At 64.6% G+C, this 15146-nt stretch carries 16 protein-coding genes and 1 pseudogene; 5 read left to right on the top strand and 12 right to left on the bottom strand.

What is annotated here, in order from left to right; translation table 11 throughout:
• Nucleotides 1-2: 2 nt before the first annotated feature.
• The 10 genes from B4400_RS05950 to B4400_RS05905 form a co-directional block, all read right to left on the bottom strand.
• Nucleotides 3-554: a GNAT family N-acetyltransferase gene (locus B4400_RS05950; protein ID WP_078307245.1), complete on the bottom strand. Its 552-nt coding sequence runs from the start codon at nt 552-554 to the stop codon at nt 3-5.
• Nucleotides 555-572: 18 nt separating this feature from the next.
• Complete coding sequence (locus B4400_RS05945) at nt 573-1448, bottom strand: 5-oxoprolinase subunit C family protein (protein WP_078307247.1); 876 nt, start codon at nt 1446-1448, stop codon at nt 573-575.
• Nucleotides 1445-2080, bottom strand: a complete 636-nt coding sequence (locus B4400_RS05940) for a 5-oxoprolinase subunit B family protein (protein ID WP_078307249.1) — start codon at nt 2078-2080, stop codon at nt 1445-1447. The genes B4400_RS05945 and B4400_RS05940 overlap by 4 nt, the downstream gene beginning before the upstream one ends.
• A gap of 39 nt (nt 2081-2119) precedes the next feature.
• The gene (locus tag B4400_RS05935; RefSeq protein ID WP_078307251.1) at nt 2120-2833 is read right to left on the bottom strand and encodes a queuosine precursor transporter; all 714 of its coding nucleotides are present in this window, start codon (nt 2831-2833) and stop codon (nt 2120-2122) included.
• Nucleotides 2834-2843: 10 nt separating this feature from the next.
• Nucleotides 2844-3233, bottom strand: a complete 390-nt coding sequence (locus B4400_RS05930) for a hypothetical protein (protein ID WP_078307255.1) — start codon at nt 3231-3233, stop codon at nt 2844-2846.
• Nucleotides 3233-4213 (bottom strand): ABC transporter substrate-binding protein, encoded by a 981-nt coding sequence (locus B4400_RS05925; RefSeq protein WP_078307430.1) that lies wholly within the window; start codon nt 4211-4213, stop codon nt 3233-3235. Before B4400_RS05925 ends, B4400_RS05930 begins: the two co-directional genes overlap by 1 nt.
• 69 nt (nt 4214-4282) lie before the next feature.
• On the bottom strand, nt 4283-4828 hold the full coding sequence (locus B4400_RS05920) for a TetR/AcrR family transcriptional regulator (RefSeq protein WP_170914928.1): 546 nt from the start codon (nt 4826-4828) through the stop codon (nt 4283-4285).
• Between the two features lie 41 nt (nt 4829-4869).
• Nucleotides 4870-5937, bottom strand: coding sequence for an NAD(P)-dependent alcohol dehydrogenase (locus B4400_RS05915; RefSeq protein ID WP_078307262.1), 1068 nt, complete (start codon nt 5935-5937; stop codon nt 4870-4872).
• A complete protein-coding gene (locus B4400_RS05910) occupies nt 5934-6401 on the bottom strand; it encodes a DUF4334 domain-containing protein (RefSeq protein ID WP_078307264.1) in 468 nt (155 codons plus the stop codon). The genes B4400_RS05915 and B4400_RS05910 overlap by 4 nt, the downstream gene beginning before the upstream one ends.
• A 66-nt stretch (nt 6402-6467) precedes the next feature.
• Complete coding sequence (locus tag B4400_RS05905; RefSeq protein ID WP_078307266.1) at nt 6468-7061, bottom strand: LysE/ArgO family amino acid transporter; 594 nt, start codon at nt 7059-7061, stop codon at nt 6468-6470.
• A 71-nt stretch (nt 7062-7132) separates the two neighbouring features.
• Here B4400_RS05905 and B4400_RS05900 point away from each other — a divergent pair, with 71 nt between their 5' ends.
• Nucleotides 7133-8008 (top strand): LysR family transcriptional regulator ArgP, encoded by an 876-nt coding sequence (locus B4400_RS05900; protein WP_078307268.1) that lies wholly within the window; start codon nt 7133-7135, stop codon nt 8006-8008.
• Here the strand turns inward: B4400_RS05900 and B4400_RS05895 are convergent.
• The gene (locus tag B4400_RS05895) at nt 8005-8763 is read right to left on the bottom strand and encodes an IclR family transcriptional regulator (protein WP_078307271.1); all 759 of its coding nucleotides are present in this window, start codon (nt 8761-8763) and stop codon (nt 8005-8007) included. The two genes, B4400_RS05900 and B4400_RS05895, sit on opposite strands and share 4 nt — an antisense overlap.
• 112 nt (nt 8764-8875) lie before the next feature.
• Between B4400_RS05895 and B4400_RS05890 the strand changes: the two genes are divergently transcribed.
• The 4 genes and pseudogenes from B4400_RS05890 (at nt 8876) to B4400_RS05875 (ending at nt 13823) form a co-directional block, all read left to right on the top strand.
• The gene (locus B4400_RS05890) at nt 8876-9409 is read left to right on the top strand and encodes a MaoC family dehydratase (protein ID WP_078307431.1); all 534 of its coding nucleotides are present in this window, start codon (nt 8876-8878) and stop codon (nt 9407-9409) included.
• Nucleotides 9406-10224: pseudogene (locus B4400_RS05885) on the top strand (HpcH/HpaI aldolase/citrate lyase family protein); the annotation flags it as partial. The gene B4400_RS05890 and the pseudogene B4400_RS05885, both read left to right, overlap by 4 nt.
• 85 nt (nt 10225-10309) lie before the next feature.
• The gene (locus B4400_RS05880) at nt 10310-11950 is read left to right on the top strand and encodes an AMP-binding protein (RefSeq protein WP_078307277.1); all 1641 of its coding nucleotides are present in this window, start codon (nt 10310-10312) and stop codon (nt 11948-11950) included.
• Nucleotides 11940-13823: an acetoacetate--CoA ligase gene (locus tag B4400_RS05875; protein ID WP_078307280.1), complete on the top strand. Its 1884-nt coding sequence runs from the start codon at nt 11940-11942 to the stop codon at nt 13821-13823. The genes B4400_RS05880 and B4400_RS05875 overlap by 11 nt, the downstream gene beginning before the upstream one ends.
• Before the next feature lie 202 nt (nt 13824-14025).
• Here the strand turns inward: B4400_RS05875 and B4400_RS05870 are convergent, their stop codons facing one another.
• Nucleotides 14026-15090 carry a ferredoxin--NADP reductase gene (locus B4400_RS05870; protein ID WP_170914927.1) on the bottom strand — a complete coding sequence of 355 codons (1065 nt, stop codon included), beginning with the start codon at nt 15088-15090 and terminating at the stop codon, nt 14026-14028.
• Nucleotides 15091-15146: the final 56 nt, after the last annotated feature.

The raw sequence follows: 15146 nt of genomic DNA, 5'->3' as shown, positions 1-15146 counted from the left end.
CATCACCACGCGTCGCCACCGCGCCAATCGCAGGTCAGCGAGCCGGACGCGTCAACCCCGGAGCTCATCGGCAGCACATGCACACCCTCGTCTTCGGCGGGCACAACTCCCTCTGCCGTCATCACGGGAGTGGCTCCGACCCACGGCACCCAGCCACGGGCCTGATAAAACGGGGCGACGTCGTCGCCGGCGCTCAGCGCGCCCAGCTCGTAGGCGCCACGCAAGACCTGTTCGGCCGCATCCATGATGGCTCGACCAAGTCCGTTTCCGCGCCAATCGCTATCTACTGCAACGCCTTCCACGTATCCTGTGCGTAGTGGCCGTCCTTGATGCAGCAGCCGGCGCTGGATCACCGCGGCGTGGGCGATGAGTGTTCCGTGATACCAGATGAGCGCGTGCATACCGCCCAGGCAGTGTTCCCAGTCCGCTTCGGTGAAGTCGCCCTCAAATGCGTCTATTAGTAATTCCCTTGCCGCACAACGCGTTTCACTATCGAGATCTGCGGTGTGGATGAGCCGCGCGGTATGGGTCCGGATGACGGGGACGGTCGGCATCGTAGACACGGGATGCTCCTAGCTCAGGCGCGGTCGTGACCAATGGAACCGAACAGTTTGTCCTGGCCGTACCTGGGCGGCCAGATCGACATCGTGATCGGTGATCACGCCGATCACCGGATAGCCTCCGGTAACCGGATGGTCAGGGCCCAGGATAACGGGCTGGCCGCCGGGCGGCACCTGAATGGCGCCACGGACCACACCCTCGCTCGGCAGCTGCCTGGCCGGGTCGCGCAGTTCCAATGGCTTGCCGATGAGTCGAGTGCCCACCCGGTCGCTGCGGTCGGAGACTATCCAGGCTCGGTGGGTCAGCGCGTCGGGATCGATGAACCAGTCGTCGCGTGGACCGGGTACCACCTTGAGCTCGACGGTGGCATCGGAGATGGGGGCCACCGGCGCCAGTTCTACCTCCGGGAAGGAAGGGGACCGCGGTCCGACCGGCAATCTGTCCCCGGCCTGCAGGGGCCTGGGGCCGATGCCAGACAGGATGTCGAAGCTACGCGAGCCCATCACCGGTGCCACGCTGACCCCGCCGCGCACCGCCACATAGCTGCGTAGCCCGCTGCGCGGTGCGCCGAGTGACACTACGTCGCCGTCCTGAACCTGGGCAATGCTGTTGGTGCCAAAGGGAATCCCGTTGATGGATGGATCGGTGTCGGCACCGGTGACGGCCACCACAGCGTCACCGCCGGATATCCGGAATGACATACCGCCGAGGGTTACCTCGATGGTGGCCAGGTTGTCGGGATTGGCCACCAGCCGGTTGGCCAGGGAATGCGATCCGCGGTCCGCCGCCCCCGAGCGTCCGACGCCCATGGCCGCTTTGCCGATGCGACCGAGGTCCTGGACCAGCGCCAGCGGGCCCGTGCGCATGACTTCCAGCGCGGGTCTCATGCCGTCACCTCCTGGAACTGGACGCGTGTACCGGGAGTGAGCAGCGCCGGTGGGTTGCGATCGAGGTCCCAGACGACGGCGTCGGTGCTGCCGATGAGCTGCCAGCCGCCGGGGGACTCGCGTGGGTAGATGCCGCTGAACTCGCCGGCGAGCGCGACCGCGCCGGCGGGTACCTTGGTGCGCGGGTCGGCGCGGCGAGGGATGGCCAGGCGCGGGTCGCCTTCCACCAGGTAGGCGAATCCCGGTGCGAATCCGCAGAATCCGACCGTCCAGATCGTTCCGGTGTGTGCGGCGATGACACCGTCCACGCCCAGGCCGGTGTGCTCGGCGACCTCTTCGAGATCGAGGCCGTCGTACCGGACCGGGATGGTTACCGGTGGCGATGTGGTGCCCGCGAGCGTGCCGGGCGGCGCCGCGCGCTGAGTCAGCCGGTGCCGAACGATGGCCTGGTCGGCGGGGCCGCGGAGCTTGAGCAGGACGGTGCGGGAGGCGGGAACGATATCGGTGATGCCGTCGATAGGGTCGACATTCAGTGCTGACGTCCACGCCAGCACTTCCTGCACGGATGCACATTCGAGCAACAACGCCCGGTCCCCGTGATCCCGCACCTTCAAATCCGTTGCGGTACTCATACTTCGACGGTACTCCCGTGGCTGCGCCTAAGGGCGCATTTATCCCGCCTGTGTATAAGTCGGCTCGTGCTTCTTGATGTAGGCGATCACCCGGTAGGTGATCGGCAGCATCACGATCTCCACCACGGACTTGAAGATCCAGCCCAGCGCGGTGTACGTCGCCAGTTGGCCGAGGGTGTGAATACCCAGCGCGGTGGCCGCGATCGAGCAGAACACCAGCGAATCGGCAAACTCGCCGACGACCGTCGAACCCACCAGTCGCGCCCACAGGTGACGCTCCTTGGAGCGCTTCTTCATCCGTACGACTACGAGTGCGTTAAGTGTTTGCCCAACAAGGTATCCCGCGAGTCCGGCAACCATCAGTGTGGTGATGCTCCGGACGATGGTGGCGAATGCCTCCTGGTTGGGGTAGAAGTCGGCGGCGGGCAGCATCATTGCGGTCCAGAGCACCACGCAGGCCAACAGCTCCATCGCGAATCCGAGCAGGATTACCCGGTTGGTGGCGCGATATCCATAGACCTCGCTGAGCACATCGCCGATCACGTAGCTCAGCGGGAACAGCACGAACGCTCCGTCGGTAATCAGCGACCAATCGCCGACAACGGGCCCGAATCCAATTGCCTTGGTGGCAGCGACATTCGAGATCAGCACCACGCCGACAAAGATGGCCGACAGCAGTGGATAGTAGCTGCGACCGACCTGCGCGAAGACCACCTGGTCCTGAGGAGTCTTCTCGACCTCGCTTGTCTCCATTCCGCGAAGTCTAAGGTGCGTGCTTGCACTGGGGTGCGGGTGGATTTGTCGCGCAGGGCGGTGGGCGGTTGGGCATGGTGGCGGCCGAATAGATCAACACCGCGGCGGAGGCCAGGTACACGATAAAACCGATCGTCACGGCGCGAAGCCGTTGTCCGCGGGGAAGCGTCAGGGGCAATGTACCCGCAGCCACCAGTCCGCAGGGGATGGCGAGCAGCATTCCCAAGATCAGCCCGAAGCCGTGCGGGTCGGCGGCCGGATTCGACGACAATCGGGACGACAACACCATGAATGCCGCCAGTCCGAAGATGCCGAGAGCGGTCGCGCCGACGACGCCGCCCACCACACGAATCATGACGTCAACCCAATATGGCCCCGGGCGGGCGTTCGGGTAGGTCATCACCCCAATATCCGGGCCAGCTGGGGGACCAGATTGTCCGCCACGTAGGTCAGGCTCAACGGCGAGCTGAAGTTGATGGCGCCGGCCAGCTCCTTGCTGGCGAAGATGCTGCGGCTCAGCAGCGAGGAGCCCAGCTTGGTGATCGCCGGATCGGCCCGCAGCGCGGCGCTCTGCTCCTCTGATTCGGTGCCCCACACCAGCACATCGGCCTGGCCGAGGACGCTGGAGAGTTGTTCGGCTGGCAGATACGCAAGCTGCTCGCCCTTGGCATAGCTCTCCAACTCGGTGGGAACGGCCAGCCCGAGGGCGGTGAGGAATCCGGTGCGCGATCCGGACCGGTACGCGATGGCCTGCCCGTCGAGCAGTTCGCCCTGCAGATAGATGGCCTTCTTGTCTTTGAAGCCGGCGTGCGCGGAGGCGGCCGACGTGAAGGTGTTGTCGACGGCCTGGACCACCGCGTCCATCTCCGACGGTTTGAACACCGCCTGTCCGATGGCCTTGGCCTGGTCCTTCCACGGTTCGAAGAACGCGTACCGGCCCGCCTGCGCGATGGTCGGTGCGATGCCGGACAACTTGTTGTAGGTGTCCTGGTCCAGCCCGGCGTCGGTGGCCAGGATCAGATCGGGTTTCAGGGACGCGATCTTGTCGACCATCAGTCCGTCGGTAAGCGTGAGCACCTCGGGTTTGGCGGCGCCGAGCCGGTCGGTGGCCCATGGCCAGGTTGCGAATGGGTAGCCGCCGTACCACTCGGTGACCGCGATGGGGACGATGCCCAGCGCTAACAGGTAGTCGTGTTCGGTGTATCCCGCGCTGACGATGCGCTTCGGCGGCGCCGTGACCTCGGTCGTACCGAACGCGTGCCTGATGACGGCGGTGCCGTTCTGCTCCGAGGTACGAGGGGAGTCGTTAGTGCAGGCGGCTAGCGCGGTGCCCGCGGCGAGGGCGGCACCGGCGGCCAGAAACCCGCGGCGGGTCAGAATCGCGGACGGCACGTATCGAGGGTAGCTGCCGCAAGCACGCGAGGGGGCTTTGCACGTCGCGGCGATGTCTTACGGACCGCCAACCAGTCGCCGCGCTGCTTCAGCGGCTGCGGCGCGGCGATCGGCGAGCATGTGCTCGGCGAGCGGTTCACCGACAATACGGTCGATGCCGAACCCGCTGGCGGCCATCGAGTAGGCGATATCGATCAGCACCGTGAGCAGACTCATGGGGTCCCACGTCGGGTCGATGAGCCCGGTCTGCTGCCCCTGGCGTACCTCATCGAGTTTCGCCTGGAAGATGCGGCGCAGCACGTGGTTGTCGAACATCCCGGCGGGGGCCTCTAACTCGATCCAGCGTTGTAACCGTGCGCCTTGCGGATCGGCGACGATGTTGTCGAACAGCCCCGCGACGTACCCCGGCACGTCACCGGCGCTAAACGGCACCTTGTACGGCGCATCATTGATCCATTGCGCCACAACGGCTTCAAACAGCTGTTCCTTGCTCTCGAAATAGCTGTACAGTCGCTCCTTGCTCGCGTTCGCAGTGGTGGCAATCCGGTTCAGCCGTGCGCCGGCGAAGCCGTATTCGGTGAACTCGGCCTTGGCCGCGGCCATGATCCGATCGTGAGTGGCCTGACCCGCAGCGCGCATGGCACTCACCAGAGCAGCACCGGTTTGATCGCGGCACCGGACCGCGCATCCGCCACGGCCTGATCGATCGCGCTCGCCGGGTATCTACTGATCAGCGATTCAATGGGAAAGCGTCCCTCTGCGTGCATCCGCAGCAGTTCCGGAATGAATTCCTGTGGGTTCGCGTCACCCTCGATACATCCGCGAATCACTTTGCCGCCGAACATGAGATCGGTGAGGTCGATCGTTCCGTGTGAGGCCCCCAGCCCGACCAGAACCAGCACGCCCCGCTGCCGCAACAGGCCGAGCGCCGTGGCGATGACGTTGGTGTTCGCCGTGGTGTCGAGCGCGTGGGTGGCTCCGCGTGCCACGGAGGCCGCGTCCTCGGCCGCCGGGTCGACGGTGCGGGTGGCGCCCAGCTCGACTGCCTTGTCACGTCGGGAGGCCACCGGGTCCACGGCGATGATTGTGCGCACCCCGATGGCCTTAGCGGCCATCACCGCTGCCAGGCCGACACCGCCTGCGCCGAATACGACAAGCTGCGAATCGGGTTCGGGTGTCAGTACATTGAGCACCGCACCGGCGCCCGTCTGCAGGCCGCATCCGAGCGGTGCGGCGATGACGAGATCAGTCGACGGATCAACGACGACCGTGTTGTCGGTGGCGGCCAGTGCGTACTGCGCGAAGCTGGATTGCCCGAAGAACGAGCCGAATAGGCCGTTCCCGTTCTGGGACAGTGTCGATGAGCCATCGAGCCGGGTGCCGGCGAGGTTCAGCCGCGCGGCCCGTGAGCAGTAGGCCCGCTCGCCCGCACCGCATTGCCGGCATTCGCCGCAGCTTCGGTAGCTCAAGACCACGTGGTCTCCCGGGCGGATATCGGTCACCTCATCACCCACCGCCTGGACGACCCCCGCGCCTTCGTGGCCCAGGACCGCCGGGATGGGTACCTGCGCCTTGAAGGTCAGATCGGTGTGGCACAGGCCGGTGGCGTGAATCTTGACGAGCACCTCGTCGGGGCGCGGTCCGTCGAGTTCGACTTGTTCCAGCGCGAACGGAGACTCTGCCGAGCGACTCAGTGCTGCGGTGACTTTCACTGGTCGCGTTCGAGCAGGAAATAGAGGTAGTTGCCGCTGGCACGCTGACGCTTGCCGTTCATGATGCCCATCAGCGTGTTCTCGTCGACCCACTTGAAGTGATCGAAGGTGGGCTGGCCGTCGTAGACCATGGTGCCGGTGACCTCTCCGCGGAACTCGATGTCCCACAGGGTCGCACCGCCCAGGCTCAACGCGTTGTTGGAAAACAGCTTTCCGTCCTCGTCGTAACAGACGATGGGTTCGACATCGTTGATGGACGTGAAGATCTTGCCGTACCAGCGGGCGGCGGCCAGTTGGCCGTTCATCTTGTGCCCGGTGTGGAACTCGTCGCCCTTCCAGCTGCCCAGCATGTCCTCGGGTCGGACAGTGTCGAGCGCGGCCCAGATCTCGTCGAGATCGGCGGGGCTGACGTCTCTCTGGCCGCGAAGTTCGGCGAAACGCGTGCGGGCCTTGTCGACGTCCATGTTTCTCCCAAGTCAGTTGGTTCGGGAAGGACGCTAACACCGAACCAAATGGTTCGGCAAGGGCGATCAGATGACCAGTGAGGTGCCCAGGGCGATCATCACGACGGCGATCCCTGCATCAAGCACCCGCCAGGTTCCCGGACGCTGGAACAGTCCGGCAAGATGTCGCGCGCCGAATCCGAGTGCCACAAACCAGGTGACACTCGCGGTCAGGGCGCCCGCACCAAACAGCCAGCGTGCGTCCTGGTGCGCGTTGGCCAGGGAGCCGAGCAGCACCACGGTGTCGAGGTAGACGTGCGGATTCAGGAAGGTGATGGCCAGCGCGGTCGTCAGGGCTGCGCCGAGGCGGGCCGGATTGGATTCGGCCGGTACCAGCGTTCCGGGGCGCAACGCGCGGCGGGCGGCCAACAATCCGTAGCCGATCAGAAACGCGGCGCCACCCACCTTGGCCACGGTGAGCAGGCTCGGTGTGGCCGTGATCAGGCCTCCGAGACCACCGATGCCCGCGGCGATGAGCAGGAAGTCGCCGGTGATGCACACGGCGACAACCGGCAGCACGTGTTCACTGCGAATCCCCTGCCTGAGCACGAAGGCATTCTGGGCGCCGATGGCGGCGATGAGGGACATTCCGGTGAGAAAGCCGAGGAAAATAACGGTCACAACACTGACGCTAGGGTCACGGCAATATGCAGTCCAGCTAATGATTCTTACTCTGCATTAGAATAGCTAATGTGAGTCTGGACTCGCAGCAGCTGGTCGCCTTCGCCGCCGTCATCGAGGAGGGCAGCTTTGATGCCGCCGCCCGGCGGCTTGTCATCACCCCCTCGGCGGTGAGTCAACGTGTCAAGGCCCTGGAACAATCGGTGGGCCAAGTGCTGGTTCGGCGGGAAAAGCCCTGTGTGGCCACCGAAGCGGGTGCCTCGCTGATGAGGTTGGCGGCCCAGGTCGGGACGCTGGAACGTGAGGCACTGCGCGAGATGGGCGCCGACGGCTCCCCGATACGGGTAGCGCTCGCGGTGAACGCAGACTCGTTCGGAACCTGGATGGGGTCGGTGTTGGCACGGATTCCCGACGGAGTGCTGGTCGATATCCGCATCGAGGACCAGGATCACTCCGCGGAACTGTTGCGCGCGGGTGTCGTCATGGCGGCGGTGACCACCGAACCGAAGCCCATCGCGGGATGCCGCTCGGAACCATTGGGTTCCATGCGGTACTTCGGAATGGCGTCACCGGGGTACGTCGCGCGCTACCTCCCGGGTGGGCTGCTCGACTCGGGGATCGACGCCGTCCGCCGGGCGCCGATGATGCGGTGGGACAGGCGCGATGCCCTCCAGGACCAGTTCTTGCGCAAGCTCTTCCGCCGGGATGTCGCCGTGCCGGAGCACTATGTGCCCACGACGGGCGGAAACACCGAGGCGCTGCGGGTGGGGCTGGGTTGGGGAATGATGCCCGAGCAGCTGGATCGCGACGGCCTCGTCGATCTGGCACCGGGGCGACATCTCGATGTGCCGCTGTATTGGCAGCACTGGAAATTCGAGTCCTCGACGCTGACCGCGATCACGTCGGCGGTGCGCGAGGCGGCCTCGCTCCTGCGTCGTGGGGGCTAGCGGCGCACGGTGCGGCTGAGCCGATGCGCGTGCCGCAGGAGTAACTGTCCGAGGACTGGCTGGCGTTCGGCGTTGAACCGGGATTCGATACCCGTCAACGTGAGCGCACCGATGGGGTTGTGATGGGTATCGAACACCGCGGCGGCCATACCCCACGAGCCCTCGACCACCTGACCAGGATTGACGGCCCAGCCGATCTGTCGGGTGGCGCCGATACGCTCCCAGACGGCATCGGTGCGAAAACCCCTGCCCCACTCCGACTGTAGGTCGGCCCTATCGAGATAGGCATGAATTGTCTCGTCAGGAAGGTACGCCAGGACGGCCATTCCGGATGAGACGACGCCGAGCGGAAAGCGTGCACCCTCGTACAGCACATGCGACCGGATCGGAAAGTCGCCGTCCTCGCTCAGGAGCACGACGGTGTGATCACCGCGACGCAGTGAGAAGAACGCGCTCTCGCCGGTTTCCCGTGCCAGCGCCGCCACATCGGCGGACGCCTTCTCCGTGATGTTGTACCGGGGAGCGGATGTGGCGCCGAGGACGTAGATCTCCGGGCCCAGGAACCACTGACCGGAGCGCGTGTCGCGTTCCACCAGCCCTTCGCTGGCAAGCGATTCCAGCAGGCGGTGCGCGGTGGCCCGTGGGATGTCGGTACGGCGAGCGAGTTCGGTGGTGCTGACGCCGGTTCCGGTTTCGGTCGAGACCGCTCGCAGGAGCGCCGCGGTGCGGCGCACCACACTCGGTGCCTCGGTCACCTCGTCTACAGTACGCGTCCACTCAATGGACGTTCATGCCTCACGGTGTTCATCCGGCGGGAGCTTTACGCACCATCCTTGCCGTGCAGCACGGTTTTCATCCATGGTGTCGATGCGCCAGCAAGTGGACGCCTGGCTGGGCATGGAGGTGGCTGTGAGCGGCAAACGGATCGTCGAGCAGCGCGGTCTGTGGTTCGAGGAGTTCGAGACCGATGTGCTGTACGTGCACCGGCCCGGCCGGACGATCACCGAGGCCGACAACGTTCTGTTCACGACGTTGACCATGAACACCCAGGCACTGCACCTCGACGCGGCGTTCTCAGAGGCGCTACCGCCGTTCAATCAGCGCCTGGTGAACTCGATGTTCACGCTGTCGACGCTGGTCGGGCTATCGGTCGCGCAACTCACCCAGGGCACCATCGTCGGGAATCTGGGATTCTCCGACATCGCCTTTCCCAGACCGCTGTTCCACGGAGACACGCTGTATGCGGAGTCCGAGGTGATCGACAAGCGCGAGTCCAAGAGCCGCCCCGGCGAGGGCATCGTCACCTTTGCGCACACCGGCAGGAATCAGCACGGTGACGTGGTGGCCACGGCCTCGCGACAGACCATGGTGCGCAAACATGTTGAAGGGCAGGGGCAATGACACTTGCCAAGAGAGGGCCGGGCTGGCTCTTCTGTCCTGCCGATCGACCCGAGCGCTTCGAAAAAGCCTCTGCTGCTGCAGATGTGGTGATTCTCGACCTGGAGGACGGGGTGGCGCCCACCGGCCGCCCTGCCGCCCGCGACGCGTTGATCACTACTCCGCTGGATCCCTCTCGCACGGTGATTCGTCTCAATCCCGCCAGCACCGCCGATCACCTATTGGACATGGATGCGGTCGCTCGGACCGACTACACCACGGTGATGCTGGCCAAGAGTGAGCATGCCGATCAGGTCGCGGCCCTAGCGCCGCTGGACGTGGTGGTGCTCGTCGAAACCCCGCTGGGGGCACTTAACGTCGTCGAGCTGGTGCGGCCCGGGAACGTCGTCGCGGCGATGTGGGGTGCGGAGGACCTGTTCGCCGCGACCTGGGGCACCAACAACCGATGGCCCGACGGTAGCTACCGCGATGTGGCACAACACGTTCGTTCTCAAACACTATTGGCGGCAAAGGCATTTGGCCGGATGGCGCTGGACTCGGTGTACCTCGACATCAAGGGCCTCGACGGGTTGCGTGCGGAGGCCGATGATGCCGTGGCCGTCGGGTTCGATGCCAAGGTGGCCATCCATCCCACCCAGGTGAGTGTCATTCGCGAGGCGTATCGGCCGACCGGTGAACGGGTGCGGTGGGCGCGCGAAGTGCTCGAGCTGGCGGCCCGGGAACGTGGCGTCTTCCAATTCGAAGGGGCGATGGTGGATGCACCTGTGCTCAGGCGTGCTGAACGGATTGTCGACCTGAGCACCGGAATCCAGGGTGGCGGCCCGGACGAGTCGTTAGAGTCGTGCTCGATCCGTCTCGCCCAACCGTGGACGGGCGCAGCGGTGCAGGTGGTGAAGCGGCACGATGAAGTCCTATGACGCCGGGTCGTTGGCATCTCCGATCATCGAGGAGACGATCGGAGAGAACTTCGAGCGCATAGTCGGCGCCCATCCCGATGTCGATGCCCTCGTCGATGTGACCGGCGGCCGGAGATGGACCTACCGTGAGCTCGACGCCGAGATCAATCTCGTTGCGCGCGGACTCATATCGCGCGGGGTCGACACGGGAGACCGGGTCGGAATCTGGGCGCCGAACTGCGCCGAATGGGTCCTGGTGCAGTACGCCACGGCAAAGATCGGCGCAATCCTTGTCACTATCAACCCGGCCTACCGAACCCACGAGCTGGCCTATGCGCTCAATCAATCGGGGGTCCGCACGCTAATCTGTGCGACGGCGTTCAAATCCTCCGACTACGTGACGATGGTGGATCAGGTGCGCTCGGATGCCCCCACCTTGCTCGATGTGGTGTTCATCGGGACGGACCACTGGGCCGATCTGGTGACGGGAGCCGAACGGGTCCCCGTGGCCGCGCTGCGCGACCGCATGTCGCAGCTGTCCAGCACCGATCCCATCAACATCCAATACACCTCGGGGACAACGGGTTATCCCAAGGGGGCGACGCTGTCACATCGCAATATACTCAACAACGGGTACTTTGTGGCAGAGTCGATCCACCTCGCGGCGGGAGATCGGTTGTGCATTCCGGTGCCCTTCTATCACTGCTTCGGCATGGTCATGGGCAACCTGGGATGCTCGACTCACGGCGCCACTATCGTGGTACCGGCACCAGGATTCGACCCCGCGCTCACCCTCGACGCGATCGAAAGTGAGCGTTGTGTCGGGGTGTACGGGGTGCCCACCGTGTTCATCGCGATGCTCGCCGACCCTGATTTCGCGAAGCGCGACCTGTCCTCGTTGCGGACAGGAATCATGGCGGGTTCGGTGTGCCCCGTTGAGGTGATGAAGCGGTGCATCGACGAGATGCACATGACTGAGGTCGCCATCGCGTACGGCATGACGGAGACCTCGCCAGTCTCCTGTCAGACGCTCGTCGATGACGACCTGGATCGCCGCACCGCGACTGTTGGACGTGTGCACCCGCACGTCGAGGTCAAGGTTGTCGACCCCGGCACCGGAGAAGTGTTGGAGCGCGGGCAATCCGGCGAGCTGTGTACACGTGGGTACTCGGTGATGCTCGGCTACTGGAATGACGAGGACCACACCCGCGAGGTGGTCGACGCCGACGGCTGGATGCACACCGGCGACCTGGCAGTGATGCGAGAAGACGGCTATTGCAACATCATTGGGCGAATCAAGGACATGGTGATACGCGGCGGTGAGAACATCTACCCGCGCGAGATCGAGGAATTCCTGCTGACGCATCCGGACATCGAGGATGTCCAGGTGGTTGGGGTGCCGGATGAAAAGTACGGCGAGGAGTTGTGCGCGTGGCTTCGGATGCGGACAGGCCGCGCGCCGCTCGACGCCGGTGCTATCCGTACCTTCGTCTCGGGGCACCTTGCCCACTACAAGGTCCCGCGCTATGTGCACGTCGTCGATACCTTCCCCATGACCGTGACGGGGAAGGTGCGCAAGATCGATATGAGGAAGCAGGCCATGGAACTTCTGGGATTACAAGAGCCGGGCCAGACGCATGGCAAGTAGTGCCTACGAACGATTCGTCGAGCACCTCGAGCGACGGTACGCGCTGTCGGCCCACGACTACGCGGATGTGTGGCGCTGGTCCGTCGATTCCGTACCGCAGTTCTGGCGCGCGCTGTGGGAGTTCTTCGAGGTCCCGGGACGTGGGTTGCGCGACGGTGATGAGGGCGTGCTGGCACGTCCGGTGATGCCTGGGGCACAGTGGTTTCCGGGCACAGAGCTCAACTATGTGGACCCGATTCTGCGCCACGCACATCACGGCGGGGCCGCCATCGTGGGTGTCGACGAGGCGGGGGAGCGTACCGAGATCGGGTGGAGTGAATTGCCCGGCAGGATCGGAGCAGTGGCCGCTGAGCTGCGCCGTCTCGGTGTCGGCCGCGGTGACTGTGTGGCCGCGTATCTGCCGGATGTGCCGGATGCGATGGTGGCGTTCCTGGCCACCGCCGCGGTGGGTGCGGTGTGGGCCGGATGCGGCCAGGACTATGCCCCCGAGGGCGCGGCCTCGCGGCTGGGCCAGCTCAATCCGAAGGTGCTCATCTCCGGTCCGGGATACCGTTACAACGGTCGGTGGGTGGACAAGGGGGCCGACACCGCGGAGCTGCACCGGCTTTTGCCGGGGGACCCTGTGCTGATACTCGAATTGCCCAGGGGCAGTGAAGACCCGGTAGTCGAGATGGTGCCATTCGATCACCCGATCTGGGTCTTGTTCAGCTCAGGTACCACAGGTAGGCCCAAGGGCATCGTGCACGGCCACGGGGGCATGCTGCTGGAACATCTCAAGGGTGCGGGGCTGCATTGCGATCTGGGCCCAGGTGACGTGTTCTTCTGGCAGACGGCGCTGTCCTGGATGATGTGGAACTTCCGGCTGAGCGGTCTGCTGGTCGGTGCCACCGTGGTCTGCTACAGCGGACACCCGTTGTATCCCAACGCGGATCGGTTGTGGGAATTGCTGGAGGCCGAGAAGGTGAGCTACTTCGGCACCAGCCCTGGGCACTTGCAGGCAACCAGGAAGGCGAGGCTGGAGCCGTCGGCCGAGCATGACCTCAGCGCGCTGAAAACGTTGGGTAGCAGTGGATCGCCGCTCTCGCCCGCTCTGTTCGATTGGGCGGGCTCGTATGTCGGAGTCGCGTTGTCGTCGCTCTCGGGTGGTACCGACGTCTGCACCGCGTTCGCCGGCGGGACACCGGGAGTACCCGCCCGGGCCGGCGAGCTGCCCGTGCGCTACCTAGGGGTGGATCTGCGCAGCTGGTCGCCCGATCGCCGCTCCCTCATCGGGGAAGTGGGCGAGATGGTGATCCTGCAACCCATGCCGTGCATGCCAATCCGATTCTGGGATGACCCCGATGGAGCGCGTTATCGAGCGGCCTATTTCGAACACGAATGGTCCGATGGCCGCGACTCCGGAGTGTGGCGGCACGGTGATTGGGTCACCGTCACCGAGCACGGATCGCTGGTGATCCATGGTCGCAGCGACGCCACACTGAACCGCAACGGAATCCGGATGGGCTCGGCAGATATTTACGAGGTCGTGGAAGCGATGGACGAGATCGCCGAGGGATTTGTCCTCGGTGTCGACGGTCCTGACGGCGCCTACTGGATGCCGTTGTTCGTCACGATGGCAACCGGACACGTTTTCGACGCAGACCTGGGCGGAAGGATCGCGCGGGAGATTCGCGCGCGCCTATCACCACGACATGTCCCCGACGAGGTGATCGAGGCGCCCGGAATTCCGCACACCCGTACCGGCAAGAAACTTGAGGTTCCCATCTGCGGCGTGCTGGCCGGGCGCGTCGATGTGTCCCTGGATCCGCGGTCGATCGACAATCCGGACCTCGTCGACTGGTACCGCGAGCTGGGGCGCGGACACCGCTGGTAGTGGTTGTCCGCGGGCCAGTTACGGAGATTTGCACTCCACCGAGGTTGAGCTCAAGGTTGGAAGCCGCCAGACATGTTATGTAGAGCCAACTCTGGAATGAATGGCGAGGACGATTGGGTGTCGCCGAGTGTAAATTGAACAGTCGGTGATATCGGGTATCACACACCCATCGGATGTGTGACCGCCCTCATGCAGTCGCCTGTTAGCGGTCGAAGGCGATGGTGAGCTTGTCCGACTGCGGCAGTGACTGGCACGCGAGCCGCACGCCATGGCGGATCTCGTGGTCATCGAGGATGTCGTTGATCCGCATCGTCACCTCGCCCTCGCGAAGTGTGTAGGAGCAGCCTCCGCAGTTGCCCTCGCGACACACGTAGGGGGCGTCAATGCCCTGATCCAGCAGCACATCGAGAAGTATCTGCGATTTCGGCCAGCAGATCTGGTGGGTGTCACCATCGATCTCCACGGTGGCACTGACGGCGTCGGGATCGATCGGCCCGGGGGAGGCCTGTGGTGCGGCGGCGAAGGCATCCGACGTCAGCGATACGAAGATCTCGCGATGAATGTTTTCGCGCGCCAGTCCGATGTCGAGCAGTGCCGCCGACGCCACATCCATGAAAGCGGCTGGGCCACAAAGATACGCGGTGGTGTCGGTGTGGGGGAGTGTTGGCAAGAGCGCGCTCAGCCCGTCGGTGGTCGGTAGACCGGACTCGGCCTCGATCCAGTGCGAGACCGACAGCCTGTTCCCGTGCTCGATCTGCAGTGCCGCGAGTTCGGCATCGAAGATTACCGAGTCTCGGTCCCGGTTGGCGTAGACGAGGACGGCATTCTGAGTGGATACGGACAGTACCGTGCGGATCATGGACATGATCGGTGTGATACCACTGCCGGCGGCCACGAACACCGGAACCGCCGCGGCATCGCGCATGGTGAATGTTCCTGCAGGACGTAGTGATTCAATTGTCATTCCGGCACACACATTGTCGCACAGCCAATTTGACGCCTGGCCGCCGACGGTTCGTTTGACGGTCACCTTCAGGTGTTCGTCGATGTCCGGTGCGCTCGACAGCGAGTAGCACCGGGATACCGCCTCGGTGTCCGCACCGATCGGCACGCGCAGGGTCAGGAACTGCCCGGGTTTGTAGGTGAAGTCCGCCTGGGCATCCGGCGGCGCCGCGAACACGATCGATACCGCATCGGGGGTCTCGGCGATGACGTCGAGCACTTCCAGTGCGTAGGCACTGGGGGTGCTGGCGGTGTGCGTCGGCATGCGAGTTCCTTCCGGAGTGGTGAACACCTCATTGTCATCATGCACTGTGCCATTGA

Source organism: Mycobacterium sp. D16Q13 (assembly GCF_002013375.1).
Lineage (GTDB): Bacteria > Actinomycetota > Actinomycetes > Mycobacteriales > Mycobacteriaceae > Mycobacterium.
This window is presented reverse-complemented; position numbering and strand designations above follow the sequence as displayed.